This window comes from Streptomyces sp. NPDC049627, assembly GCF_044465645.1.
In the GTDB taxonomy this organism is placed as follows: Bacteria; Actinomycetota; Actinomycetes; order Streptomycetales; family Streptomycetaceae; genus Streptomyces.
In genome coordinates this window covers 197,396-223,283 of record NZ_JBITLW010000008.1, presented here as the reverse complement: position 1 = coordinate 223,283, position 25,888 = coordinate 197,396, and the positions used below count along the sequence as shown (strand labels likewise).

At 70.4% G+C, this 25,888-nt stretch carries 19 protein-coding genes; 16 read left to right on the top strand and 3 right to left on the bottom strand.

The window, feature by feature from the left end:
• Nucleotides 1-210: 210 nt before the first annotated feature.
• The 12 genes from uvrC to pgi all read left to right on the top strand — a co-directional run bounded on the left by uvrC (nucleotide 211) and on the right by pgi (nucleotide 15,860).
• Entirely contained in the window at nucleotides 211-2,301 is a 2,091-nt protein-coding gene (gene uvrC / locus ACIBU0_RS23120) for an excinuclease ABC subunit UvrC (RefSeq protein ID WP_398821241.1), read from the top strand.
• Nucleotides 2,298-3,257 carry an RNase adapter RapZ gene (rapZ, locus tag ACIBU0_RS23115; protein ID WP_398821239.1) on the top strand — a complete coding sequence of 320 codons (960 nt, stop codon included), beginning with the start codon at nucleotides 2,298-2,300 and terminating at the stop codon, nucleotides 3,255-3,257. The genes uvrC and rapZ overlap by 4 nt, the downstream gene beginning before the upstream one ends.
• A complete protein-coding gene (gene yvcK / locus ACIBU0_RS23110; RefSeq protein WP_398821237.1) occupies nucleotides 3,254-4,321 on the top strand; it encodes a uridine diphosphate-N-acetylglucosamine-binding protein YvcK in 1,068 nt (355 codons plus the stop codon). Before rapZ ends, yvcK begins: the two co-directional genes overlap by 4 nt.
• Nucleotides 4,312-5,301 (top strand): DNA-binding protein WhiA, encoded by a 990-nt coding sequence (gene whiA, locus ACIBU0_RS23105; RefSeq protein ID WP_190070616.1) that lies wholly within the window; start codon nucleotides 4,312-4,314, stop codon nucleotides 5,299-5,301. The genes yvcK and whiA overlap by 10 nt, the downstream gene beginning before the upstream one ends.
• Before the next feature lie 212 nt (nucleotides 5,302-5,513).
• Nucleotides 5,514-8,468 carry a M14 family zinc carboxypeptidase gene (locus ACIBU0_RS23100; protein WP_398821234.1) on the top strand — a complete coding sequence of 985 codons (2,955 nt, stop codon included), beginning with the start codon at nucleotides 5,514-5,516 and terminating at the stop codon, nucleotides 8,466-8,468.
• Between the two features lie 229 nt (nucleotides 8,469-8,697).
• Nucleotides 8,698-9,705 carry a type I glyceraldehyde-3-phosphate dehydrogenase gene (gene gap / locus ACIBU0_RS23095; RefSeq protein ID WP_398821232.1) on the top strand — a complete coding sequence of 336 codons (1,008 nt, stop codon included), beginning with the start codon at nucleotides 8,698-8,700 and terminating at the stop codon, nucleotides 9,703-9,705.
• A gap of 142 nt (nucleotides 9,706-9,847) precedes the next feature.
• Complete coding sequence (locus ACIBU0_RS23090; RefSeq protein ID WP_398821230.1) at nucleotides 9,848-11,059, top strand: phosphoglycerate kinase; 1,212 nt, start codon at nucleotides 9,848-9,850, stop codon at nucleotides 11,057-11,059.
• A 5-nt stretch (nucleotides 11,060-11,064) separates the two neighbouring features.
• Nucleotides 11,065-11,841, top strand: a complete 777-nt coding sequence (gene tpiA / locus ACIBU0_RS23085; RefSeq protein WP_398821228.1) for a triose-phosphate isomerase — start codon at nucleotides 11,065-11,067, stop codon at nucleotides 11,839-11,841.
• A gap of 120 nt (nucleotides 11,842-11,961) precedes the next feature.
• Nucleotides 11,962-12,198: a preprotein translocase subunit SecG gene (gene secG, locus ACIBU0_RS23080; protein ID WP_398821226.1), complete on the top strand. Its 237-nt coding sequence runs from the start codon at nucleotides 11,962-11,964 to the stop codon at nucleotides 12,196-12,198.
• A 201-nt stretch (nucleotides 12,199-12,399) separates the two neighbouring features.
• Entirely contained in the window at nucleotides 12,400-12,735 is a 336-nt protein-coding gene (locus ACIBU0_RS23075; RefSeq protein ID WP_003957010.1) for an RNA polymerase-binding protein RbpA, read from the top strand.
• A gap of 148 nt (nucleotides 12,736-12,883) precedes the next feature.
• On the top strand, nucleotides 12,884-14,152 hold the full coding sequence (locus ACIBU0_RS23070) for an MFS transporter (protein ID WP_398821224.1): 1,269 nt from the start codon (nucleotides 12,884-12,886) through the stop codon (nucleotides 14,150-14,152).
• 52 nt (nucleotides 14,153-14,204) lie between these two features.
• Entirely contained in the window at nucleotides 14,205-15,860 is a 1,656-nt protein-coding gene (pgi, locus tag ACIBU0_RS23065; protein ID WP_398821222.1) for a glucose-6-phosphate isomerase, read from the top strand.
• A 137-nt stretch (nucleotides 15,861-15,997) separates the two neighbouring features.
• Here pgi and ACIBU0_RS23060 read toward each other — a convergent pair whose 3' ends face one another.
• From ACIBU0_RS23060 to ACIBU0_RS23050, 3 genes are all read right to left on the bottom strand, one after another.
• Nucleotides 15,998-18,532, bottom strand: a complete 2,535-nt coding sequence (locus tag ACIBU0_RS23060) for an FtsX-like permease family protein (RefSeq protein ID WP_398821220.1) — start codon at nucleotides 18,530-18,532, stop codon at nucleotides 15,998-16,000.
• Between the two features lie 87 nt (nucleotides 18,533-18,619).
• A complete protein-coding gene (locus ACIBU0_RS23055; RefSeq protein WP_398821745.1) occupies nucleotides 18,620-19,414 on the bottom strand; it encodes an ABC transporter ATP-binding protein in 795 nt (264 codons plus the stop codon).
• A gap of 17 nt (nucleotides 19,415-19,431) precedes the next feature.
• Nucleotides 19,432-19,947 (bottom strand): PadR family transcriptional regulator, encoded by a 516-nt coding sequence (locus ACIBU0_RS23050; protein ID WP_398821218.1) that lies wholly within the window; start codon nucleotides 19,945-19,947, stop codon nucleotides 19,432-19,434.
• A gap of 126 nt (nucleotides 19,948-20,073) precedes the next feature.
• Here ACIBU0_RS23050 and ACIBU0_RS23045 point away from each other — a divergent pair, with 126 nt between their 5' ends.
• The 4 genes from ACIBU0_RS23045 to ACIBU0_RS23030 all read left to right on the top strand — a co-directional run bounded on the left by ACIBU0_RS23045 (nucleotide 20,074) and on the right by ACIBU0_RS23030 (nucleotide 25,883).
• Nucleotides 20,074-21,345: an ABC transporter substrate-binding protein gene (locus ACIBU0_RS23045; protein ID WP_398821216.1), complete on the top strand. Its 1,272-nt coding sequence runs from the start codon at nucleotides 20,074-20,076 to the stop codon at nucleotides 21,343-21,345.
• A 135-nt stretch (nucleotides 21,346-21,480) separates the two neighbouring features.
• Nucleotides 21,481-23,124, top strand: coding sequence for a glycoside hydrolase family 13 protein (locus ACIBU0_RS23040; protein ID WP_398821214.1), 1,644 nt, complete (start codon nucleotides 21,481-21,483; stop codon nucleotides 23,122-23,124).
• A 50-nt stretch (nucleotides 23,125-23,174) separates the two neighbouring features.
• Nucleotides 23,175-24,512, top strand: coding sequence for an ABC transporter substrate-binding protein (locus ACIBU0_RS23035; protein ID WP_398821743.1), 1,338 nt, complete (start codon nucleotides 23,175-23,177; stop codon nucleotides 24,510-24,512).
• A 6-nt stretch (nucleotides 24,513-24,518) separates the two neighbouring features.
• Nucleotides 24,519-25,883, top strand: coding sequence for an ABC transporter permease subunit (locus ACIBU0_RS23030; protein ID WP_398821212.1), 1,365 nt, complete (start codon nucleotides 24,519-24,521; stop codon nucleotides 25,881-25,883).
• Nucleotides 25,884-25,888 lie beyond the last annotated feature (5 nt).

Here is a 25,888-nt window from a genome sequence, read left to right as displayed (position 1 = left end):
CGCAGGGAGCGAGCTCGCTCCAGAGATCGCCGCGGCGGCCCCGGGCGTCAGTCCGCTCACCCTGACGGCGGACACCGGGTACACGACACCGGCGTTCTCATCGGCAACGGCGCCGGTGGGACGGACACGACCGTCGGTGATCCCCAAGCGCGGAACGTGGTTGTCCACAGCCTCGCCGGACTGTCACCCCTCGCCAGTAGGGTGTGAGACATGGCCGATCCCTCCAGCTACCGCCCCAAGCCGGGACAGATCCCGGACTCTCCCGGGGTGTACCGATTCCGCGACGAGCACCGCCGGGTGATCTACGTCGGAAAGGCGAAGAGCCTGCGCCAGCGCCTGGCGAACTACTTCCAGGACCTGGCGGGCCTCCACCCGCGCACCCGCACGATGGTCACGACGGCCGCGTCCGTGGAGTGGACCGTGGTGTCCACGGAGGTCGAGGCCCTGCAGCTGGAGTACTCCTGGATCAAGGAGTTCGACCCCCGGTTCAACGTCAAGTACCGCGACGACAAGAGCTACCCGTACCTCGCGGTGACGATGAACGAGGAGTACCCGCGCGTCCAGGTGATGCGCGGTCACAAGAAGAAGGGCGTCAGGTATTTCGGTCCGTACGCGCATGCGTGGGCCATCCGCGACACCGTCGACCTCCTCCTGCGCGTCTTCCCCGTGCGCACCTGCTCGGCCGGCGTGTTCAAGAACGCCAGCCGTACCGGCCGCCCCTGCCTGCTCGGCTACATCGGCAAGTGCTCCGCCCCCTGCGTGGACCGCGTCTCCGCCGAGGAGCACCGTGAACTGGCCGAGGAGTTCTGTGACTTCATGACCGGCCGCACGGGCACCTATCTGCGCCGTCTCGAGAAGCAGATGACGGACGCGGCCGAGGAGATGGAGTACGAGCGGGCCGCCCGCCTGCGCGACGACATCGAGGCCCTGAAGAAGGCCATGGAGAAGAACGCGGTCGTGCTCGCCGACGCGACCGACGCCGACCTCATCGCCGTCGCCGAGGACGAGCTGGAGGCGGCCGTGCAGATCTTCCACGTGCGCGGCGGCCGGGTACGCGGCCAGCGCGGCTGGGTCACCGACAAGGTCGAGGAGATCACCACCGGCGCCCTCGTGGAGCACGCCCTCCAGCAGCTCTACGGGGAGGAGATCGGGGACGCCGTGCCCAAGGAGGTCCTCGTCCCGGCCCTGCCCGAGCCGGTCGAGCCGGTGCAGGAGTGGCTCACCGGGCGACGCGGTTCGAACGTGTCGCTGCGCATCCCGCAGCGCGGTGACAAGCGCGCCCTCATGGAGACCGTCGAGCGCAACGCCAAGCAGGCTCTTGTCCTGCACAAGACAAAGCGGGCCTCCGACCTGACCACGCGCTCGCGCGCGCTGGAGGAGATCGCCGACGCCCTCGACCTGGACAGCGCACCCCTGCGGATCGAGTGCTACGACATCTCGCACCTCCAGGGCGACGACGTCGTGGCCTCCATGGTCGTCTTCGAGGACGGGCTGCAGCGCAAGAGCGAGTACCGCCGCTTCCAGATCAAGGGCTTCGAGGGGCAGGACGACGTCCGCTCCATGCACGAGGTCATCACCCGGCGCTTCAAGCGCTATCTCGCCGAGAAGGAGAGGACGGGGGAGTGGGCCGACGGTGAGAACGCCCTTGCGGCCTCCGACGCCGAGAGCGCCCTCCCCTCGTCCGACGCCCCCCTCACCAACGGCCTCAAGGACGACGACGGCCGTCCCAAGCGCTTCGCCTACCCGCCGCAGCTCGTCGTCGTCGACGGTGGGCAGCCCCAGGTCGCGGCCGCCAAGAGGGCCCTCGACGAGCTCGGGATCGACGACGTCGCCGTGTGCGGCCTCGCCAAGCGCCTGGAGGAGGTGTGGCTGCCGGACGATGACGACCCGGTGGTCCTGCCCCGCACCAGCGAGGGCCTCTATCTGCTGCAGCGCGTCCGCGACGAGGCCCACCGTTTTGCGATCACCTATCAGCGCACGAAGCGGGCCAAACGTTTCCGGGCGAGCCCGCTGGACGACGTGCCGGGGCTCGGAGATGCGCGCAAGCAGGCACTGCTGAAACATTTTGGTTCATTGAAGAAACTTCGATCCGCCACCATCGACCAGATCTGCGAGGTGCCCGGCATAGGCCGCAAGACGGCCGAGACGATCGCCGTGGCGCTGGCCCAGGCGGCACCGGCCGCACCCGCCGTGAACACGGCGACTGGAGAGATCATGGAAGAGGAACCCGCCACCACGGGTTCCAGCGGGGAGCCCGTGCGGACGGGCGCCCCGGACGAGCGACGGGGGCAGGAGACATGAATGTGAACAAGCACGACGGGCAACAAGGCCAAAACGGAGACGGAGCACAGGTGAGTACCGGCACGACCGGCGATACGGCCGGACTTCCCGAGGCGGCCATCCCGGAGCTGGTGATCATCTCCGGCATGTCCGGGGCGGGCCGCTCGACGGCCGCCAAGTGTCTGGAGGACCTCGGCTGGTTCGTCGTCGACAACCTTCCGCCCGCGCTGATCCCCACCATGGTGGAGCTCGGCGCCCGCTCCCAGGGCAATGTCGCCCGGATCGCGGTGGTCGTCGACGTCCGGGGCCGGCGCTTCTTCGACAATCTCCGCGAGTCCCTCTCCGACCTCGACACACGGGGCGTGACGCGCCGGATCGTCTTCCTGGAGTCCTCCGACGACGCCCTGGTGCGCCGCTTCGAGTCGGTGCGCCGGCCGCACCCCCTCCAGGGCGACGGCCGCATCGTCGACGGCATCGCCGCCGAGCGCGAGCTGCTGCGCGAGCTGCGCGGTGACGCCGATCTGGTGATCGACACCTCCAGCCTCAATGTGCACGAGCTGCGGGCCAAGATGGACGCCCAGTTCGCCGGCGAGGAGGAGCCCGAGCTGCGGGCCACCGTCATGTCCTTCGGCTTCAAGTACGGCCTCCCGGTCGACGCCGATCTGGTCGTGGACATGCGGTTCCTGCCCAACCCGCACTGGGTTCCGGAGCTGCGCCCCTACACCGGCCTGAACGAGGAGGTGGCGGCGTACGTCTTCAACCAGCCCGGTGCGAAGGAGTTCATCGACCGCTACTCCGAGCTGCTCCAGCTGATCGCGGCCGGATACCGCCGTGAGGGCAAGCGGTATGTGACGATCGCGGTCGGCTGCACCGGCGGCAAGCACCGCTCGGTCGCCACATCGGAGAAGCTCGCAGCGCGCCTTGCCTCCCAGGGCGTGGAGACGGTGGTCGTGCACCGGGACATGGGACGCGAATGACGGGACGTACTCCCCGGCTGAGCAGGCTGCGCCGCGCGGTGCCCGAGTCGCGTGCCGGCCGGCCCGCCGAGGCCCGCGGTGCCCGGCCGCGGCGCCGGGGCACCCAGCCCAAGGTCGTCGCCCTAGGCGGCGGCATGGGCCTGTCCGCCTCGCTCGCCGCGCTGCGCCGGATCACCGGCGACCTCACCGCCGTCGTCACTGTGGCCGACGACGGCGGCTCCAGCGGGCGCCTGCGCGACGAGCTGGGCGTGCTGCCGCCCGGTGACCTGCGCAAGGCGCTGGCCGCGCTGTGCGGGGACGACGACTGGGGCCAGACCTGGGCCCGCGTCATCCAGCACCGCTTCCACTCCAAGGGCGATCTGCACGACCACGCGGTCGGCAATCTGCTGATCGTCGCCCTGTGGGAGCAGCTGGGTGACCATGTGCAGGCCCTCGACCTGGTCGGACGGCTGCTCGGCGCGCAGGGGCGCGTGCTGCCCATGTCCGCCGTGCCGCTGGAGCTGCAGGCCCTGGTCAAGGGGCACGACCCGGACCGGCCCGAGGACGTCGACACCGTCCGTGGCCAGGCCACCGTCGCCCTCACCACCGGCGAGGTGCAGTCGGTGCACCTCGTCCCGCACGACCCGCCCGCCGTTCCCGAGGCCGTCGCCGCCGTCCGGGACGCGGACTGGGTGGTGCTCGGCCCGGGCTCGTGGTTCTCCTCGGTCATCCCGCACCTGCTGGTGCCGGAACTCCTGGACGCCCTGATCGAGACGAAGGCGCGCCGGGTACTCTCGCTGAACCTCGCCCCGCAGCCGGGAGAAACCGAAGGCTTCTCCCCGCAGCGTCATTTGGAGGTTTTGGGACGACACGCCCCTAAACTCGCCCTGGACGTGGTGCTGGCCGACGAGGCCGCCGTGCCGGACCGGGATGTGCTCACCGAGGCCGCCAAGCGGCTCGGTGCCGCGGTCGAGCTGGCCCCGGTGGCCCGGAGGGACGGGACGCCCCGGCACGACCCGGAGCTGCTGGCCGCCGCGTACGACCGTATTTTTCGGATGCATGGAAGGATCGGCCCATGGCGATGACGGCAGCGGTGAAGGATGAGATCTCCCGGCTCCCCGTCACCCGGACCTGCTGCAGGAAGGCGGAGGTCTCCGCCATCCTGCGGTTCGCCGGCGGCCTCCACCTGGTCAGCGGACGCATCGTGATCGAGGCGGAGCTGGACACCGCGATGGCGGCCCGCCGGCTCAAGCGGGACATCCTGGAGATCTTCGGCCACAGCTCCGAGCTGATCGTGATGGCTCCGGGCGGCCTGCGCCGCGGTTCGCGCTACGTCGTGCGCGTGGTCGCGGGCGGTGACCAGCTGGCCCGCCAGACCGGCCTGGTCGACGGGCGGGGCCGCCCGATCCGCGGCCTGCCCCCGCAGGTGGTCTCCGGGGCCACCTGTGACGCCGAGGCCGCCTGGCGCGGCGCCTTCCTCGCACACGGCTCGCTCACCGAGCCCGGCCGCTCGTCCTCCTTGGAGGTGACCTGCCCCGGCCCCGAGGCAGCGCTCGCCCTGGTCGGCGCCGCCCGCCGGCTGTCGATCGCCGCCAAGGCCCGCGAGGTGCGCGGTGTGGACCGTGTGGTCGTCCGGGACGGCGACGCGATCGGCGCCCTGCTGACCCGGCTCGGCGCGCACGAGTCGGTGCTGGCCTGGGAGGAGCGCCGGATGCGCCGCGAGGTGCGCGCCACGGCGAACCGTCTCGCCAACTTCGACGACGCCAACCTCCGCCGCTCGGCCCGCGCGGCCGTCGCCGCCGGCGCACGGGTGCAGCGTGCGCTGGAGATCCTCGGTGAGGAGGTACCCGAGCACCTCGCCGCAGCCGGACGCCTGCGCATGGAGCACAAGCAGGCCTCCCTCGAAGAGCTGGGTGCCCTCGCCGACCCGCCGCTGACCAAGGACGCCGTCGCCGGCCGTATCCGCCGACTGCTGGCCATGGCCGACAAGCGGGCCCAGGATCTCGGCATCCCGGGCACGGAGGCCAACCTCAGCGAGGAACTGGCGGACAACCTCGCGGGCTGACGGGCCGTACGGCACGGTCGTACCGCGAGACCACACGGTCGTAGCGCAAGACGACACGGTCGTACAGCAAGCCCCAAAACGCCGGTGCCGAGGCCCACTTGGGCCGTCGGCACCGGCGTTTTCACGTCCATGACGCACCCTTGACTGGATCATGAACTGTCATGAGCCTGGCATGTGTTCGCTGCTGTGGCGGACCACTGCTAGGGGGGTTCATGAGACATAGAGCGAGATCGATCCTCGCTGTCGGCGCGCTCCTGATAGGCGGAGCGAGCATCGCACCCATCGCCCAGGCGCAGCAAGGAAGTTCACAGGACACCGACCCGAACGAGGTCAAGGTGTTCCGCGCCGAGGTCACCAAGAAGCAGATACCCCTGCTGCTGGCGGCCGGCCAGGACGGCCACGAACTCAGTGAGCAGGCGCCCGAGAAGGGCACGGCCACCGTCGAGGTCTACCTCACCGACGACCAGGCCCAGAAACTCGAGAAGCAGGGCGTCGAGCTCACCGAGCACAGCCTCTCCGCCAGGGCCGAGGCGCGTACCGAGAAGGCCGCGGAGGGCGTGTACCGCCCGTACAGCGGCAGCGGTGGGCTCAAGGAGGAGATCGTCCGGACCGGACAGGAGAACCCCGGCCTCACCAAGGTCGTCTCCATCGGCAAGACGGTGGGCGGCCAGGACATCCTGGCGCTCAAGCTCACCAAGAACGCCAAGAAGACGAAGGACGGCTCCAAGCCCTCCGTTCTCTATCTCTCCAACCAGCACGCGCGCGAGTGGATCACGCCGGAGATGACCCGGCGTCTGATGCACTACTACCTGGACAACTACAAGACGGACAAGCGGGTCAAGAAGATCGTCGACTCGACCGAGCTGTGGTTCGTCCTGTCGGCCAACCCCGACGGTTACGACTACACCTTCCGGGACTCCACCACCCGCCTGTGGCGCAAGAACCTGCGGGACGTCAACGGCGACGGTGCCATCAGCACCGGCGACGGCGTCGACCTCAACCGCAACTTCCCCTACAAGTGGGGCTACGACGACGAGGGTTCGTCCCCCAACCCCACCAGCGAGACCTACCGCGGCGCGTCCCCGGCCTCCGAGCCCGAGACCAAGGCGCTGGACGCCTTCGAACGCCGTATCGGCTTCGACTACGGCATCAACTACCACTCCGCGGCCGAACTCATCCTCTACGGCGTCGGCTGGCAGGTCGCCACCGACACCCCGGACGACGTCCTCTACAAGGCGCTCGCCGGCACGCCGGACAACCCCGCGGTCCCCGGCTACCACCCGCAGGTCTCCTCGGAGCTGTACACGACCAACGGCGAGGCCGACGGACACGCCGGCAACGTCAACGGCATCGCGATGTTCACGCCCGAGATGTCGACCTGCCAGACCGCGTCGAACATCGACCCGAACGACCAGTGGAACGCGCGGGACTGCCAGTCGGTCTTCAACTTCCCGGACGACGAGAAGCTGATCCAGCAGGAGTTCGCCAAGAACATCCCGTTCGCGCTCTCCGTCGCCGAGACGGCGAGGCACCCCGACCAGCCGTCGTCCTCGGTGGGCCTCAAGGCCGCCGACTTCACCCCGGCGCCGTTCACCACGTCGTACTCCCGCGGCGCCGACCAGAAGGTCTCCGTCGTCGTACGCAAGTCCGTGCGCGACAAGGAGCTCAAGTACCGCGTCAACGGCGGCCGTACGCACGACCGGGCGCTGCGGCCCTGGAGGGGCGGCGAGACGTACGGCGGTGCGGACAACCTGTACTTCGACCAGTACCGGGCCAAGATCGCCGGGGCCGACCCGGGTGACAAGGTCGAGGTGTGGTTCACCGGCAGGACGAGGAGCGGAAAGCGCGTCTCCAGTGAGCACTTCACCTACACGGTGGCGCAGCGGCCGCGCGCGGACGTCCTCGTGGTCGCCGAGGAAGGCGCCACCGCCACGCACGCGCAGAAGTACGTCGACGCGCTCAAGGCCGACGGCCGCAAGGCGGTCGTCTGGGACGTCGCCACACAGGGCGTGCCCGACGCACTCGGCGTGCTGAGCCACTTCGGTACCGTCGTCCACTACACCGGCGCGAACGTCCCCGGCAACGCCACCCAGCTGCAACTGCGCGCCTTCCTCAACGAGGGCGGCAAGCTGCTGGAAGCGGGCGAGCAGGCGGGCGGCGCCGTCGACCTCGGCGGCGGCACCCTGTCGAACGACTTCAGCCAGTACTACCTGGGCGCCTACTCCCGTACGTCGACTCCGGGGGCCACCGGCTTCACCGGCTCCGGCAAGCTCGGCGGCTTCACCGGAGCGCTCGGCGACGCCACCGGCAACCCGCTGGACAAGGCCGGCACCTACGGGGTCACCTCGGACGAGCTGCCCGCCGCCACGTACCCGCAGTTCGCCAGCGCGGGCGCGGGCCGGTTCGCCGGGACCGTCAACCCGTACGGGCCGTACGCGGGCTCCTCCATGGCGGCCGCCGTCCACACCGACGACGCCTACAAGCGGCTGACCAGGACCGTCGACCTCACCGGAGTGACCGCGGCGGACAAGCCGACCCTGCGCACCCAGCTGCTGTGGGACGTCGAGCCCGGCTACGACAACGTCCTGGTCGAGGCCCACACCACCGGGGCCGCGGACTGGACGACCCTCCCCGAGGCGGGCGGAGCCACCAGCACCACCGTGCCGGCCGACTGCGAGGCCGGGGTCTACGTGGCCGAGCACCCCTGGCTGGCCCACTACCTCGGCGTGGCCGCCGGCGGCTGCACCGCGACCGGCAGCAGCGGCTCGTGGAACGCCCTCACCGGTGCGTCCGAGGGCTGGAAGCAGCTCAACTTCGACCTGAGCGCGTACGCCGGCAAGTCGGTCGAGCTCTCGATCAGCTACGTCACCGACCCGTCCTCCGGCGGTCACGGCGTCCTCGCCGACGAGACCTCGCTCGTCGTCGGCGGTACGGCGACCGAGACCGAGGGCTTCGAGACGTCGCTCGGCGCCTGGAAGGTGACCGGACCGCCCGCGGGCAGCCCGGCCGCACTCAAGGACTGGGCGCGCACCGGAGCGCTGTTCCAGACGTACGGAGCGGTCACCACGGACGACACCGTGCTGCTGGGCTTCGGCCTGGAGCACGTCTCCGCGGCCGCCGACCGTGCGGCGCTCATCGGAAAGGCCCTCGACTCACTTGACGAGTGACACGCCGAGGTCAACTGTGCGCAACGCACAGTGACGAAATCGAGTGATCCGGGCTTCCGGGCGAGGCGGTCCGTACCCCTACTGACGGGTACGGACCGCCGTGCCGTGTATGAGGCATCTGAATGTCACCACGGCGGCCTCAGGGAGGTAGGGTCGTAGGCGGTCGGGGACATCCCAAACAGAGCTCGCCGGCACCGCATGGCCGGCGTACCAACGAGGAGATCGGTTCGTGACGATCCGCGTAGGCATCAACGGCTTCGGTCGTATCGGTCGCAACTACTTCCGCGCGCTGCTGGAGCAGGGTGCTGACATCGAGATCGTGGCTGTCAACGACCTGGGTGACACTGCGACCACCGCTCACCTGCTGAAGTACGACACGATTCTGGGCCGCCTCAAGCAGGAGGTCTCCCACACCGCCGACACCATCACGGTCGACGGCAAGACCATCAAGGTCCTGTCCGAGCGCAACCCCGCCGACATCCCGTGGGGCGAGCTGGGCGTCGACATCGTCATCGAGTCGACCGGCATCTTCACGAAGAAGGCCGACGCCGAGAAGCACATCGCCGGCGGCGCCAAGAAGGTCCTCATCTCGGCTCCGGCCTCCGGCGAGGACATCACCATCGTGATGGGCGTCAACAACGACAAGTACGACCCGGCGAACCACCACGTCATCTCCAACGCCTCCTGCACCACCAACTGTGTGGCGCCGATGGCCAAGGTCCTCGACGAGAACTTCGGCATCGTCAAGGGCCTGATGACGACGGTCCACGCGTACACCAACGACCAGCGCATCCTGGACTTCCCGCACAAGGACCTGCGCCGCGCCCGTGCCGCCGCCGAGAACATCATCCCGACCACCACGGGTGCCGCCAAGGCCACCGCGCTGGTCCTCCCGCAGCTCAAGGGCAAGCTGGACGGCATCGCGATGCGCGTCCCGGTCCCGACCGGCTCGGTCACCGACCTCGTCCTGGAGCTCGGCCGCGAGGTCACCAAGGAAGAGATCAACGCCGCCTTCCAGAAGGCAGCGGAGGGCGAGCTGAAGGGCATCCTCGAATACACCGAGGACCCGATCGTCTCCTCCGACATCGTCAACGCCCCGGCGTCCTGCACTTTCGACTCCTCCCTGACCATGGTCCAGGAGGGCAAGAACGTGAAGGTCATCGGCTGGTACGACAACGAGTGGGGCTACTCCAACCGCCTCGTCGACCTCACGGTCTTCGTCGGCAACCAGCTCTGATATCCAGAGCAGGCACCTTGATGTGAGTCAGGGCTCGGGCGGCGCAGGGACGCGTCGCCCGAGCCCTGACTCACGTGCAGATCCGACCTGTTGGATCACGAGCGTTTCCGAGCGATCACGAGCCTCCTCAGGAGTCCCCTTCATGAAGACGATCGACGAACTTCTCTCCGAAGGCGTCGCCGGCAAGCGGGTGTTCGTCCGCGCCGACCTGAACGTGCCGCTGGACGGCACCACGATCACCGACGACGGCCGTATCCGCGCCGTGCTGCCCACCGTCAAGGCACTGGCCGAGGCGGGCGCCCGGGTCGTCGTCGCCTCGCACCTGGGCCGCCCCAAGGGCGCTCCGGACCCGGCCTTCTCCCTCGCTCCCGCCGCCGCCCGCCTCGGTGAACTCCTCGTCGCCGACGTGGCGTTCGCGACCGACACGGTCGGCGACTCCGCCCGGGCCACGGTCGCCGGTCTCGCCGACGGCCGGGTCGCGGTCGTCGAGAACCTGCGCTTCAACGCCGGTGAGACGAGCAAGGACGACGCCGAGCGCGGCGCCTTCGCCGACCAGCTGGCCGCCCTCGCCGACGTGTACGTCGGTGACGGCTTCGGCGCGGTCCACCGCAAGCACGCGTCCGTGTACGACCTGCCGGCCAAGCTGCCGCACTACGCGGGCTACCTCATCGCGAACGAGGTCGCTGTCCTCAAGAAGCTCACCGAGGACGTCCAGCGGCCGTACGTCGTCGCGCTCGGCGGTGCCAAGGTCTCCGACAAGCTCGCCGTCATCGACCAGCTGCTCGGCAAGGCCGACCGCCTCCTCATCGGCGGCGGCATGGCCTACACCTTCCTCAAGGCCAAGGGCTACGAGGTCGGCATCTCCCTCCTCCAGGAGGACCAGGTCCCGGCCGTCACCGAGTACATGGAGCGCGCCGAGAAGAACGGCGTCGAGATCGTCCTGCCGGTCGACGTCCTCGTCTCCACCGAGTTCCCGGACCTGAAGACCAAGGCCCCGGCCAACCCCACGACCGTCGCCGCGGACGCCATCCCGGCCGACCAGGAGGGTCTGGACATCGGTCCTCAGACCCGCACGCTGTACGCCTCGAAGCTCGCCGACGCCGCCACCGTCTTCTGGAACGGCCCCATGGGCGTCTTCGAACACCCCGACTACGCCGAGGGCACCAAGGCGGTCGCCCAGGCGCTCGTCGACTCCAAGGGCTTCACCGTGGTCGGCGGCGGCGACTCCGCCGCGGCCGTACGCACCCTGGGCTTCGACGAGAACGCATTCGGCCACATCTCGACCGGCGGCGGCGCCTCCCTCGAATACCTCGAGGGCAAGACGCTCCCCGGCCTCGCCGCACTGGAGGACTGACCTCAATGAGCACGCGCACGCCGCTGATGGCGGGTAACTGGAAGATGAACCTCAACCACCTCGAGGCCATCGCCCACGTCCAGAAGCTCGCCTTCGCCCTCGCGGACAAGGACTACGAGGCCGTCGAGGTCGCCGTCCTGCCGCCCTTCACCGACCTGCGCTCCGTGCAGACCCTGGTCGACGGCGACAAGCTCCGGATCAAGTACGGCGCCCAGGACATCTCGGCGCACGACTCCGGCGCCTACACCGGCGAGATCTCCGGCCCGATGCTGGCCAAGCTGAAGTGCACGTACGTGGCGATCGGCCACTCCGAGCGCCGCCAGTACCACGCCGAGACGGACGAGATCGTCAACGCCAAGGTCAAGGCCGCCTACAAGCACGGCCTCACCCCGATCATGTGCGTCGGCGAGGAGCTGGAGGTCCGCGAGGCCGGCAACGCCGTCCCGCACACGCTCGCCCAGGTCGAGGGCGGTCTGAAGGACCTCCCGGCCGAGCAGGCCGAGTCCGTCGTGATCGCCTACGAGCCCGTCTGGGCCATCGGCACCGGCAAGGTCTGCGGCGCCGAGGACGCCCAGGAGGTCTGCGCCGCCATCCGCGGCAAGGTCGCCGAGCTGTACTCGCAGGAGCTGGCCGACAAGGTCCGCATCCAGTACGGCGGCTCCGTGAAGTCCGGCAACGTCGCCGAGATCATGGCGCAGGCCGACATCGACGGCGCCCTGGTCGGCGGCGCCTCGCTGGACGCCGACGAGTTCGTCAAGATCGTGCGGTTCCGCGACCAGTGAGTAGGCCGTAACGACGATTCGTCGTACCCTTGCGGGGCCGAAGCTGTTATTCGAAGCGTGAAGCTTCACAAAAAGGCTTCGGCCCCGTCGTTATCCGAATCCGAGGAAGTTGGTCCAGCCGTGGTTCTGGGGTTCTCCATCGCCCTGATCGTCTTCAGCCTGCTGATGATGCTGCTGGTGCTGATGCACAAGGGGAAGGGCGGCGGCCTCTCCGACATGTTCGGTGGCGGTATGCAGTCGTCCGTCGGCGGCTCTTCGGTCGCCGAGCGCAACCTCGACCGGATCACCATCGTGGTCGGTCTGCTGTGGTTCGCGTGCATTGTCGTGCTCGGCATCCTGGTGAAGGTGAACAACTGACCGGCACGCACATTCCGCACGTAAGGCCCCATGTTCGGTACGCGCAGCTGAGCGCGGCCTATCATGGGGCTTGCGTCTAGGTGTGGGGGGTCTGTAACTCCAATCACTGGACGCGCGTTGGGCCTTACGTAGACTGAGGCGCTCGCAGCGAAGCGAAACGCCGACTCGCTTCGCGGCACCATCACGCAGGGAGTTACGACCGTGGCAAGTGGCAACGCGATCCGAGGAAGCCGGGTCGGGGCGGGGCCGATGGGCGAGGCCGAGCGCGGCGAGTCCGCGCCGCGGCTGCGCATCTCCTTCTGGTGCTCCAACGGGCACGAGACGCAGCCGAGCTTCGCCAGCGACGCGCAGGTACCCGACACCTGGGACTGCCCGCGCTGCGGCTTTCCCGCCGGGCAGGACCGGGACAACCCGCCGGACCCGCCGCGCACCGAGCCCTACAAGACGCACCTGGCGTATGTACGGGAACGGCGCAGCGACGCCGACGGCGAGGCGATCCTCGCCGAGGCGCTCGCCAAACTGCGAGGCGAAATCTAGAAGTTGAGGACCGGCCGGGCATCCGAGGGTGCCGGGCCGGACCTGTTCGACGCACCGGCGCCTGAGCCGCTCGCGGACCGATTGTCAGTGGTGCCCTCTACGGTTTGTTCATCGATGGGTGTGCATCGACGGACCGTGAGGGGGATCGGTGGCGACGGCTGAAGCGGTGGGCGTGCGTGCGCCCGCGTGGCGTGGGGGGTTCGGACGGCTGTGGAGTGCCGCCGTGCTCTCCAGCTTCGGTGACTCCCTGCGTACGGCTGCCCTGCCGCTCCTCGCCGTGACGCTGACGGACCGGCCGCTGCTGATCGCCGCCGTCACCGCCTGCGGCTATCTGCCGTGGATCGTCTTCGGTCTGCTCGGCGGCGCGATCGCCGACCGGGTGGACCAGCGGCGCGCGATGTGGACGGTGGATGCCGTGCGAGGGTTGCTCGTCGCGGCTTTCGCGGCCGCTGTCGCACTCGGTCACGCCTCGATCGCCCTGCTGATCGCGCTGGCCGTCACGCTCACCACACTGCAGACACTCTTCGACAACGCATCCACGGCCCTGCTGCCCGCCCTGGTGGACCATGACGCGCTCGGCAGCGCGAACGCGCGCCTGATGACCGGCCAGCGCATCGCGGGCGGCCTGCTGGGTGCGCCCGCCGCGCCGCTGCTGCTGACCGCCGGGGCGGCCGTGCCCTTCGCGGCCGACGCGGCGACCTTCCTGGCCGCCGCCGCGCTGGTGGCATCGCTGCGGACCGCCTCGCCCGAGCGGAAGCCGAGACCGGCGGGCAGCACCCTGCGCCGGGAGATCGCGGACGGAATGCGCACCCTGTGGCGCGACGGAGCGCTGCGCGGCCTGTGCGCGGCCACGGCCCTGTGCAACATCGGCATGGGCGCCCTCATCGCCACCCTTGTGGTGCTCGTGACCGGCTGGCTGGACGCCGGCACCGCGGGATACGCGGCGGCGGCCACGGCGTACACCGTCGGCAACCTGGCCGGGGGAGCGGTCAACAGCCGGCTCGTCGCCCAAGTGGGACGCATGCGCGCGGTGCTGCTCGCCGGGACCGTGCAGATCGGCGCGCTCATCGTGATGGGCTCGGTGCGCAGTCTGGCCGCCCTTGTGGCCGCCATGGCCGTCTTCGGATTCATGGGCATGGTGTGGAACGTCAACACGACGACGCTGATGCAGCAGCGAAGCCCGGCCGAGATGCTCGGGCGGGTCAGCTCGGCCTTCCGTACGCTCGCGGTTGCCGGGGCACCCCTGGGGGCGCTGCTCGGCGGAGCCGTGGCCACCGTCTGGGGGCTCAACAGCCCCGCGCTGCTCGCCGCCGCCTTCTTCGTCCTGTCCGTCACCGCGTTGATACCGGCGCGCAAGCCGGACGTACCTGTTGTTGCGCCGGACGACGACGCCACGACGGCTCACGCGCCGCGCTGATCAATTAGGTTGGAACAGCTGGGACAGGCACGAAAGAAGGCTGAAGTCGGACATGAACGCAGACGGCCGTACCAGGCTGAACCGGACGCCCGAGTGGACCGCGCTGGCCAAGCACCGCGAGGAGCTGGGCGAGGTACAGCTGCGGGAGCTGTTCGCCGCCGACCCGGGGCGCGGTGCGGGGTACACGCTGCAGGTCGGCGACCTGCACATCGACTACTCCAAGCACCTCGTCACCGACGAGACGCTGCGGCTGCTGCGCGAGCTGGCCGCCGCCACGGACGTGTTCGGGTTGCGGGACGCCATGTTCCGCGGCGAGAAGATCAACACCACCGAGGACCGCGCCGTGCTGCACACCGCGCTGCGCGCGCCGCGCGACGCGGTGATCGAGGTCGACGGGGAGAACGTCGTCCCGGGTGTGCACGCCGTCCTCGACAAGATGGCCGACTTCGCCGAGCGGGTCCGGTCCGGCGCCTGGACCGGCCACACCGGCAAGCGCATCAGGAACGTCGTCAACATCGGTATCGGCGGCTCCGACCTCGGCCCGGCGATGGCGTACGAGGTGCTGCGCAGCTTCACCGACCGCGACCTCACCGTCCGTTTCGTGTCGAACGTCGACGGCGCCGACCTGCACGAGGCCACCCGGGACCTGGACGCGGCCGAGACGCTGTTCATCATCGCGTCCAAGACCTTCACGACGATCGAGACGATCACCAACGCCACCTCCGCGCGCAACTGGTTGCTGGGCGAGCTGAAGGCGGGTCAGGAGGCCGTCGCCAAGCACTTCGTCGCCCTGTCGACGAACGCCGAGAAGGTCGCCGACTTCGGTATCGACACGGCGAACATGTTCGAGTTCTGGGACTGGGTCGGCGGGCGGTACTCGTACGACTCGGCGATCGGCCTGTCGCTGATGATCGCCATCGGCCCGGAGCATTTCCGGGAGATGCTCGACGGCTTCCGGCTCGTCGACGAGCACTTCCGCACCGCGCCCGCCGAGGCCAACGTGCCGCTGCTCCTCGGCCTGTTGGGCATCTGGTACGGCAACTTCCACGACGCCCAGTCGCACGCCGTGCTGCCGTACAGCCACTACCTGTCGAAGTTCACGGCGTATCTGCAGCAGCTGGACATGGAGTCCAACGGCAAGTACGTCGGCCGGGACGGGCAGGAGGTCGACTGGCAGACCGGCCCGGTGGTGTGGGGCACGCCGGGCACCAACGGGCAGCACGCGTACTACCAGTTGATCCACCAGGGCACCAAGGTGATCCCGGCGGACTTCATCGGCTTCGCCGAGCCGGTCGCCGAGATGAGCGACGAACTCAAGGCACAGCACGACCTGTTGATGGCGAACTTCTTCGCCCAGACGCAGGCGCTGGCGTTCGGCAAGACGCCGGAGGAGGTGCGCGCGGAGGGGGTGCCGGAGGAGCTGGTGACCCACAAGACGTTCAAGGGCAACCACCCGACGACCACGATCCTCGCGCGCGAGCTGACCCCGTCGGTGCTCGGGCAGCTGATCGCGCTGTACGAGCACAAGGTGTTCGTCCAGGGCGCGGTGTGGAACATCGACTCCTTCGACCAGTGGGGCGTCGAGCTCGGCAAGGTCCTCGCCAAGCGCGTCGAGCCCGCGCTGACCGACGGCGCCGAGGTGCCGGGGCTGGACGCGTCGACGAAGGCGCTCGTCGCCAAGTACCGGGAGCTGCGCGGACGGCAGTGACGGGTCCCTCCGGGGGTTGGGCGGGGCGCCTATGAGCTCGGTGCCTTCCCTTTGATGGCGGCTGCGGGGTTGTGCGTGGTTGCTCGCGCCGTTCCCCGCGCCCCTTGGCTGCCGCGGCTGCGCCGCTGCAGCCACCCTCAGGCGACCGCGCTCAAGGTGTCCGCGAGGCGGCGGCGTGCCGCGCGGGAGGCGGGGACGGCGGCGAGGGCGGCCGCTCCCGTGACCGCCGCCGCGCCGAACAGGAGCAGGAGCGCGGCGGACGGGCCCTGGGCGATCCCGGCGCCGATGCCGCTCGACCGGCCCTGTGCGTCGATCAGCCAGTGCGCGAGGGGCGTGCCCAGGGCCGTGCCGATGACGACCGCGGCCAGGGCGGTGCAGGCGGTGGACGTGACGGTGATCGCGGTGATCTGCCGTGGGGACAGGCCGATGGCCTTGAGGGCCAGCAGGTCGCGTTCGCCCTCGCGGACCGTGCCGCCGATCGCGGTCAGCAGTTCGATCAGCCCGATGAGGGCCAGGACGGCGATCAGGCCCACGACCACGCCGCGCAGGGGTGAGAGCCCCTCGGCGGGGTTCGGTACGGCGTGGACGTCCAGGCGTCCGTGTCCGGCGTCGGCCAGGCGGTCGGCGACCGCGTTCGGGTCCGCGTCCGGACGGAGCCGCAGCTCGTAGAGGGTGGGGCCGAGGCCCGGGTCGTTCTCACGGAGGGTGTCGAGGGAGGTGGAGATGACCCGGCCGGCGTTCTGGGGTTCGATGCTGCGGCCCACGATGTGCAGGATCTGCGGCTGGTCGCCCACGGTCATCCGCACCCAGTCGCCGACCTTCACGTCCAGCAGATCGAGCAGTCCCTGGCCGGCCACCGCCTCGTCGCGGCCGCGAGCGGCACGGCCCTCGGCGAGGGCGTACGGGTAGGGCTCCGCGTGGGTGCCGAGGCCGCGCAGGGCGATCGTGGCCGTCTGGCCCGGGACCAGCGCGGCCACCTCGACGCCCGGGTAGGCGGCGGCGATCTGCGGATCGCGTTCCAGCAGGGCGCGGGCCTCCGGGTCGGCCAGGCCGGAGTCGGCGCGGGCGGTGAGGGCGGTCGGCAGGCCGATCCGGTCCGGCCTGCTGTCGAAGCGGTCGATGGTGGTCCATGCGCTCATCGCGACCACGATCAGCAGCAGCGGCAGCGCGAGCCGGGCGACCGTGGCCGGCGACCGCAGACGGCGCGTGAACGCCCGGTGCCAGCCCAGCACCAGAGCGGGCGGCAGCCCCAGCCCGAGGGCACGGCGGGACAGACCGGACAGCCGCCCGACCGAGGGGGCCGCCGGCCGCAGTCCCAGGACGCGCCGCGCCGCGCTCGCCAGACGTCCCCCCGGGGGAGCCGCCGTGGGCTGGGGTGCGGGACTTCGGCTGGTCACGCCGGACCGGCTCTTGCCCGGCGACACCGTCGCGGGCTGTGACCCGGGGGCCCGGCCTCTCACGCCGGGCAAGCCCTCGCCGCTCGGCGGTGCCGTCGTGGATCGTGCCGCGAGGGCACGGCTCGTCACAGCGGACAGGCCCCCGCCCATCGGCGTCGCGGGCCGCGACACCGGCACCGGAGGTACCCGCCCCGCCCGCCACGCCGCGAGCCCGGTGGTCGCGCCGATGAACAGCACCGCGCCCACCGGCACCGCGAACAGCGCCACGGTGTGCCCGGGCAGGCCCTGCCACACCCCGACCGCGTCCCCGAGCCGTCCGGGGATCCGGCTGCCCAGGCCCTGGATGAGGGAGGCGGCGGCCACGGCGCCCAGCAGCGCGTAGGCGAGGTGCTGGAGCAGGAAGACGCGCACCACCTGTCCCGGCGTGAAACCGATTGCCTTCAGCACGGAGATGTCCCGCAGATGGCCGCGGATACGGGTGCCGATCGCCCCGTGCACGGCAAGCCCGGCGGCGACCAGCGCGCCCAGCCCGAACAGCCCCAGCACCTGCCCGAGCAGCCGGTTGTCGCCCTGCGCCTCGGCACGCGCCTGCTTCCAGGTGGAGACCTCGTGGACCGCACCGGCGCCCAGCTCGGTGACGGCGCGCTGGACGGCGTAGTCGGTGTCGTCCGGCTCCGTCAGGCGCAGGCCGATCACCTGGCCGCCCGGGTTGCGTACGGCGGACGGCGGCGCCCAGACGAGCCCCGGCTGCTCGCCGGGCCGGTAGCGCGGCTCGGCGCTGTCGGCGATGCCGAGGACGGTCAGGGTCCGGCCGGTGCCGGGCAGGGTGAGGATGTCGCCGGGGGCGGCCAGGAGCGCGCGGGCCAGGCGGCTCTCCAGGACGACGCCGTCCGGTTTCGCGGGGTCCAGCCAGTGGCCGGAGGTGAGGAGCGGGCGGTCGACGGAGGGGCGCTCGGGCGTGCCGCGCAGTTCGACGGAGGCGCGGGTGCCGCGGGAGGCGAGGGTGGTCGTGGCGGTGGGGTAGGGGCCTGCGACGGACTCGACGGCGTTCAGCGAGGTCAGTTTGCCGGTGTCGGCCGAGTAGCTGGTGTGCAGCCACACGTGCGCGCCGTTGGCCTGGGTGAAGACGCGCTGCCAGGGGTTGGTGGCGTAGCCGAAGAGTGCCGTGGCCAGCAGCAGCGACACGACGATCCCGGCCGTGGCCAGCACGAGGAACAGCGCCTCGCCGCGGTGCGTGCGCAGATCGGAGTGCGCCCAGCGCAGGGTGGCTCGCACGGGCCTCAGCCCCTCGGCCCGTATGCCGGGCAGGGGGCGTACACGCGTACGTCCACCCGTATGTCCACCGGTACGTCCACCCGCATCTCAGTCCTTGAGCTCCAGCACACCGGATATCCCGGAGCGGCGCGGCGGCGTGCCGCCGTCGAGCTCCGCGTCGTCCGCGATCCGGCCGTCGAAGAAGCTGATCACCCGGTCCGCGGCGCTCGCCAGCCGGGCGTCATGGGTGACCAGCACGATCGTCTGGCCGCGCTGGTGGAAGCGGGACAGCAGCCGCATCACCTCACGGGTGCCCTTGCTGTCCAGGCTGCCCGCGGGCTCGTCGGCCAGCAGCAGCGGCGGACGGTTGACCAGGGCGCGGGCCAGCGCGACCCGCTGCTGCTCGCCGCCGGACAGCTCGCCCGGCATGCTCCGCTCCTTGCCCGCGAGGCCCAGCTCGCCGAGCAGCTCCGCCCGCTCGGCGCGGGCCCGCTTCGGCGCGACGCCGGCCAGCAGGGCGGGCAGCTCGACGTTGTCGGCGACGGACAGGTCGGAGACCAGGTTGAAGAACTGGAAGACGATGCCGATGCGCTTCCTGCGCTCCACCGCCCAGCGGGCCTCGCTCCACGCGTCCGCGCACTCGCCGTCCAGCCAGATGCCGCCGCCGTCGGGCCGCTGCAACCCGCCCAGCAGATGCAGCAAGGTCGACTTACCGGCCCCGGACGGACCGGTGATCGCCACGAACTCGCCCCGCCGCACGGACAGATCGACCCCGCGCACGGCATGTGCCGGAGCGCCCTCGCCGTAATGCGTCTTGACCAGGCCCTCGGCGCGCAGCACCGGGCTCTCGGCGCGCGACCCGGGACCTTCCTCGGGCACCACAGCACCGTCGGCGCCCGGCACAGGAGTGGAATCGTCGTTCACTCCAGCTCCTCCAGCTCTTCCTGGCACCGCTCCAACCAGTCGAGGTCGGCCTGCAGATGCAGCATCGCGCCCTCTATCAGCAGATGGGCGATGCGGTTGTCCCGGTCCTCGGCGGCGGCGAGCTTCGACAGTTGACGCATGGTGTTCAGGTACTGGCGCCGCTGTTTGTTGATGAGGGCGATCTGGTCGGCGAGACCGGTCTGCGGGGCGAGAGCCAGCTTCATGAAGAACTCGTCCCGTACCCGCGGCTCGTCCTCGGGCTCCTCGAACCAGGCGCGCAGCGCCTCACGCCCGGCATCGGTGAGGTGGTAGACCTTTTTGTTGGGCCGGCTGGACTGCTCGACGTCCTCGCCCTCGATCAGTCCCTGCTTCTCGAGGCGGCCGAGGGTCACATAAATCTGGCCGACGTTCGGCTGAGGGTACGCGGAGCCCAGCATCTGCTCAAGGTCCTGCTTGAGCTCGTACCCGTGGGCCGGTCCGCGCGCCAGCAGAGCCAGGAGGGGCAGCCGCACTCGTGCTCTCCTCCTCGCATCCTGGGTAATGTGCCGCGAGGCCTAGTATCGCGCATACCTAACAGGTATACATGGCCCCTGGACGGCGGGCGAAGGTGCCCGTGGCCGGTGTGCAAGGAGGAACCTATGCGGTGGATACACGCCGCCGGTAGGGGCCTTCTCGTCCTGGTCGTGGTCATGACCGGCTACGTCACCTCCGGCGCACGGGCCGACGAACCCGCGGCGAGTGGTCGCGGCCCCCTCACCCTCGCCACCGCCGGAGACCTCACCGGCTATCTCGGCTCCGTCCTGGACGGCTGGAACCGCACCCACCCCGGCGAGGAAGTCACCCTCGTCGAGCTGCCGGACTCCGCCGACGAGACCCGCGCGCAGATGATCACCGACCTGCGCGACGGCGACGGCGGCCGCTTCGACGTCCTCAACATCGACGTCAGCTGGACCTCGGAGTTCGCCGCGGCGGGATGGATCCGGCCGCTGCCCCGCGACCGCTTCCCCCTCGACAGCTTCCTGAAGCCGGTCGTCGACACGGCGACCTACGACGACCGGCTCTATGCCGTCCCGTACGTCACCAACGCCGGCCTGCTGCTGTACCGCAAGGACATCCTGGCCAAGGAGGGCGTCGACCCGCCGCGCACCTGGGCCGAACTGGAGCGGGACGCCAAGGCGATCGCCCCGAAGTACGGGCTGGACGGCTACGCCGGCCAGTTCCTGCCGTACGAAGGGCTCACCGTCAACGCCGCCGAAGCCGTCTACTCGGCGGGCGGCTCGATCCTCGGTGACGAGGGCGAGCGCGTCACCGTGAACTCGAAGGCGGCCCGCGAGGGCATCGGCTTCCTCGCGCGGGGCGTGCGGGAGGGCTGGATCCCGAGGCAGGCGCTGACGTACAAGGAGGAGGAGTCCAAGCAGGCCTTCCGGGACGGGCGCCTGCTGTTCCTGCGCAACTGGCCGTACGCCTACGCCCTCGCGTCGGCCAAGGACTCGCCGGTCGCCGGGAAGATCGGCGCCGTACCGCTGCCGGGTCCGCACGGGCCGGGCAAGAGTGTCCTCGGCGGCTCCAATCTGGCCGTCGGCGCCCACGCCCGGCACCCCGACTCGGCCGCCCGCCTGATCGCGTACCTGACCAGCGAGCGCGTCCAGCGCCAGGTTCTCACGCGCGGCGCACTGCCGCCCGTCCGGGCCGACCTGTACCGGGATCCGGAGCTGGTGCGGGCGTTCCCGTACCTGCCGACCCTGCGCGAGAGCGTACGCACGGCCCAGCCGCGCCCCAAGAGCCCGCGCTACGACCAGGTGAGTCTGGTGGTGCAGGCGATCGTGCACGACGCGCTGACCGGGCGGGACACGCCCGAGGCGGCGGTGCGACGGCTGGCGCGCGAGCTGGCACCCGTCTCCAGTCGCTAGTTACTTGTTAAGTAACGGCAGCGTCTCATCTAGCACCCTGATGCCCCGGTAAGTCCGTATTTGGCTCCCGAACTCGCCAGTATCCTTTGTTTCTTTCATTGACACCCCTGCGCTACGCCTACCTAACATGCATGCATGTTGAGTAAGTACCACTGGTGGCGCGACGCGGTGATCTACCAGGTGTATGTCCGCAGCTTTCTGGACAGCACCGGCGACGGCGTCGGTGACTTGGCCGGGGTCCGGGCCGGACTGCCGTATCTGAAGAAGCTCGGGGTCGACGGGATCTGGCTGAGCCCCTTCTATCCCTCGCCGCAGCACGACCACGGCTACGACGTGGCCGACTACTGCGGTGTCGACCCGCTCTTCGGCGACCTCGCCGAGTTCGATCTGCTGGTGGCGGCGGCCCGGCGGCTGGGCATCAAGGTGCTGCTGGACATCGTCCCGAACCACTGCTCCAGCGAGCACCCGTGGTTCGCGCAGGCGCTGGCCGCCGAGCCCGGCAGCGCGGCCCGTGCCCGCTTCCACTTCGCCGACGGCAGCGGCGCCGACGGGGCCGAGCCGCCCAACAACTGGCACTCCATGTTCGGCGGCCCGGCCTGGAGCCGGGTGACCGAGGCGGACGGGCGGCCCGGCCAGTGGTACCTGCACATGTTCGCGTCCGAGCAGCCCGACTGGAACTGGCGCAACCCCGAGATCGGCGCCGAGTTCGACCGCATCCTGCGCTTCTGGCTGGACCGCGGCATCGACGGCTTCCGCATCGACGTCGCCGCCGGACTGTTCAAGCACCCGGAGCTGCCCGACTCGAACGACCCCGAGGCCGACGCCCGCACCCGCGACTCGGTCAACCCGCTCGCCTGGAACCAGCCCGAGGTGCACGAGGTGTGGCGCCAGTGGCGTTCCATATGCGAGGAGTACACCGCCCGCGACGGCCGCGAGCGGCTCCTGGTCGGCGAGGTGTCCGTCCCGACCGCGCGCGAGCACGCCCTGTACGTCCGCTCCGACGAACTGCACCAGGCCTTCTTCTTCGACCTGCTCAGCGCCCCCTGGGAGGCCGACGCCTTCCGCAAGGTCATCTCCGAGGCGATGCAGGACATCGCCGGCACGGGCTCCACGGTCACCTGGGTCCTCAACAACCACGACCAGGTCCGCACCGTCACCCGCTACGGCGAACCCACCCCCGAGGGCAGCGGCCTCGGCCCCGCCCGCGCCCGCGCCGCCGCGCTGCTGATGCTGGCGCTGCCGGGAGCGGCGTACATCTACCAGGGCGAGGAGCTGGGCCTGCCCGAGGTCGTCGACCTGCCCGACGACGTGCTCACCGACCCGATCTTCCGCCGCACCGGCAGCCGCGCCCGCATCCGCGACGGCTGCCGGGTGCCGCTGCCCTGGTCGGGACAGGCGTCCCCGTTCGGCTTCACCTCCGGCGTGGAGAGCGCCAAGCCCTGGCTGCCGCAGCCGGACTACTTCGCCGAGTACGCCACCGACCGCGCCCTGGCCGACACCCGCTCCTTCTGGCACCTGTACCGAGACGGCCTCCAACTGCGCGCCCAGCTCCCCCAGTTGGGCGAGGGCACCCTGCGCTGGCTGGACAGCCCGCCCGGCGTCCTGGCCTTCGTCCGCGGCGACGGCCTCGTCTGCGCCGTCAACTTCGGTACGGCGCCCACGCCGGCGCCCGTCTCCGGTACCCCGCTGCTGTCGAGCGGCCCCTGCCCGGCCGGCGTCCTGCCCGGCTCCACGGCGGCCTGGTGGATGAGCGACGGGACCGAGTCCGCCACCGCCTGATGCCCGCCTGATTTCCCGTCAGTTTCCCCATCCCCGAAGGGACATCGATGATGATGCGACGACGTACCACCCTGCTCACCGGCTGCACCGCCCTCGTCCTGGCGCTCGGCGCGACCGCCTGCGGCGGCGGACCGGTCTCCGCGGGCGGCGGCGACAAGGCGCTCAGCGGCCAGACGATCACCGTGGCCGGTGTCTGGACCGGCACCGAGCAGAAGAACTTCCAGAAGGTGCTGGACGCGTTCACCGAGAAGACCGGCGCCAAAACCGAGTTCGTGTCCACGGGCGACAACGTCTCCACCGTCGTCGGCAGCAAGATCGAGGGCGGCAACGCCCCCGACGTGGTGATGGTCCCGCAGGTCGGCGTGCTCCAGCAGTTCGCGAAGAAGGGCTGGCTCAAGCCGCTGTCCGGTACGGCCCGGAAGTCCGTGGACACCAACTTCGCACCCGTATGGAAGAACTACGGCAGCGTCGACGGCACCCTCTACGGCCTCTACTTCAAGGCCGCCCACAAGTCGACCGTCTGGTACAGCCCCGACGCCCTCACGCAGGCGGGAGTCGAGGCCCCGAAGACGTACGACGAGATGCTCAAGGCCGGACAGACCGTCTCCGACTCGGGCCTCGCCGCCTTCTCGGTCGCCGGGCAGGACGGCTGGACGCTGACCGACTGGTTCGAGAACGTCTACCTCTCCCAGGCCGGACCCGAGAAGTACGACGCCCTCGCCGCGCACAAGCTGAAGTGGACCGACGCCTCCGTGGTCGAGGCGCTCACCACGCTCGGCAAGCTGTTCAAGGACAAGCAGCTGATCGCGGGTGGCCAGAAGGGGGCCCTCAACACCGACTTCCCGGGCTCGGTGGAGAAGGTGTTCGGGCCCAAGCCCGAGGCCGGCATGGTCTACGAGGGCGACTTCGTCGCGGGTGTCGCCAAGGACCAGTTCGGCAAGGCGATCGGCGAGGACGCGAACTTCTTCCCGTTCCCGGCGGTCGGCGGTGGCGAGGCGCCGGTGGTCAGCGGTGGTGACGCGGCCGTCGTCCTGAAGGACGGCAAGAACCAGAAGGCGGGCATGGCGCTCCTGGAGTACCTGGCGACGCCGGAGGCCGCGGCCGTATGGGCCGAGGCGGGCGGATTCCTGTCCCCGAACAAGAACGTCGACCTCGCCTCGTACGGCGACGACGTCACCCGTGCAACGGCCAAGTCCCTTGTGGCGGCCGGGGATTCGGATGCGGTCCGCTTCGACATGTCCGACCAGGCCCCGGCGGCGTTCGGCGGCACCAAGGGCGCGGGCGAGTGGAAGCTGCTGCAGGACTTCCTGCGCGACCCGTCGGACCCGAAGGGGACCGCGGCCGAACTGGAGGCCGCGGCGGCCAAGGCGTACCAGGGCCAGGGCTGACCGGTCATGACCGCAACCCTCGTGAAAGAGACGAGCCCGGCGCCCTCCGCGGGCGCCGGCAAGGCGCGGGGCCGGCGCACCCGGCGGCGCGGGCGGATCATCGCCCTGCTCTTCGTCTTCCCCGCGCTGCTCCTGCTGGGCGCCCTGGTCGTCTACCCCGTCCTCTTCTCCGTCGGGCGCAGCTTCTTCGACGCCTCCGGCACCCGTTTCGTGGGCGGCGAGAACTACGCCGAGATGTTCCGCGACCCGGCCACCCTCAAGGCCATCCGCAACACCACGATCTGGGTCGTCGTGGCCCCGGCCCTGCTCACCGGCCTCGGCCTGATCCTGGCCGTGCTGGTGGAGAAGGTCCGCTGGGCGACCGCCTTCAAGCTGCTGCTGTTCATGCCGATGGCGGTGTCCTTCCTCGCGGCCGGCATCATCTTCCGGCTCGCGTACGACGAGGACCCCGACAAGGGCGTCCTGAACGCCGCCGCGGTCTCCGTGCACGACGCCTTCCAGGGCACGTCGACGTATCCGACGGCCCGGGCACGCGACGGGCAGGGGATGACGAAGGGGGCGGACGGCTCGTACCGCACGAACGCGACCGCGTCTCCCGGCGAGGCCGTGACGCTGGGCCTGGTCGGGGTGCTGCCCGCCGACCTGCCCGGGGACGCTCGGCCGGCGTACGCGGCGGCGGAGCGCAAGGCGAGCCCCGGTGAGCTGCGCGGGGTCGTGTACCTCGACTTCACCCCCGGTGGGGGAGGGGAACAGGGCAGGGTCGACCGGCGGGAGAGCGGGCTGCCGGAGATGAAGGTCGAGGCGGTGCGGGCCGGGGAGACGGTCGCCTCGACGACCACCGCGGCCGACGGTTCCTTCCGCTTCGAAGGGCTGGACGACGGGTCGTACACGGTGAAGCTGCCGGCCTCCAACTTCGCCGCGCCCTACGAGGGCATCTCCTGGCTCGGACCCACGCTCGTCACGCCGGCGATCATCGGGGCGTACCTGTGGATCTGGACGGGCTTCGCCATGGTCCTGATCGGCGCGGGCCTTTCCACCCTTCCCCGGGACGCGCTGGAGGCGGCGCGGATGGACGGCGCGAACGAGTGGCAGATCTTCAGGCGGATCACGGTGCCGTTGCTGGCGCCCGTGCTCACGGTCGTGTTCGTCACCCTCGTCATCAACGTGATGAAGGTCTTCGACCTCGTCTACATCATCGCGCCCGGTCCGGTGCAGGAGGACGCGACCGTGCTCGCCACACAGATGTGGCTGGTGTCGTTCGGCGGCGGCAACAACCAGGGCCTGGGCAGCGCGCTCGGCGTACTGCTTCTGCTGCTGGTCATCCCCGCCATGGTCTTCAACGTCCGCCGTTTCCGAGGGAGTCAGCGATGAACGCG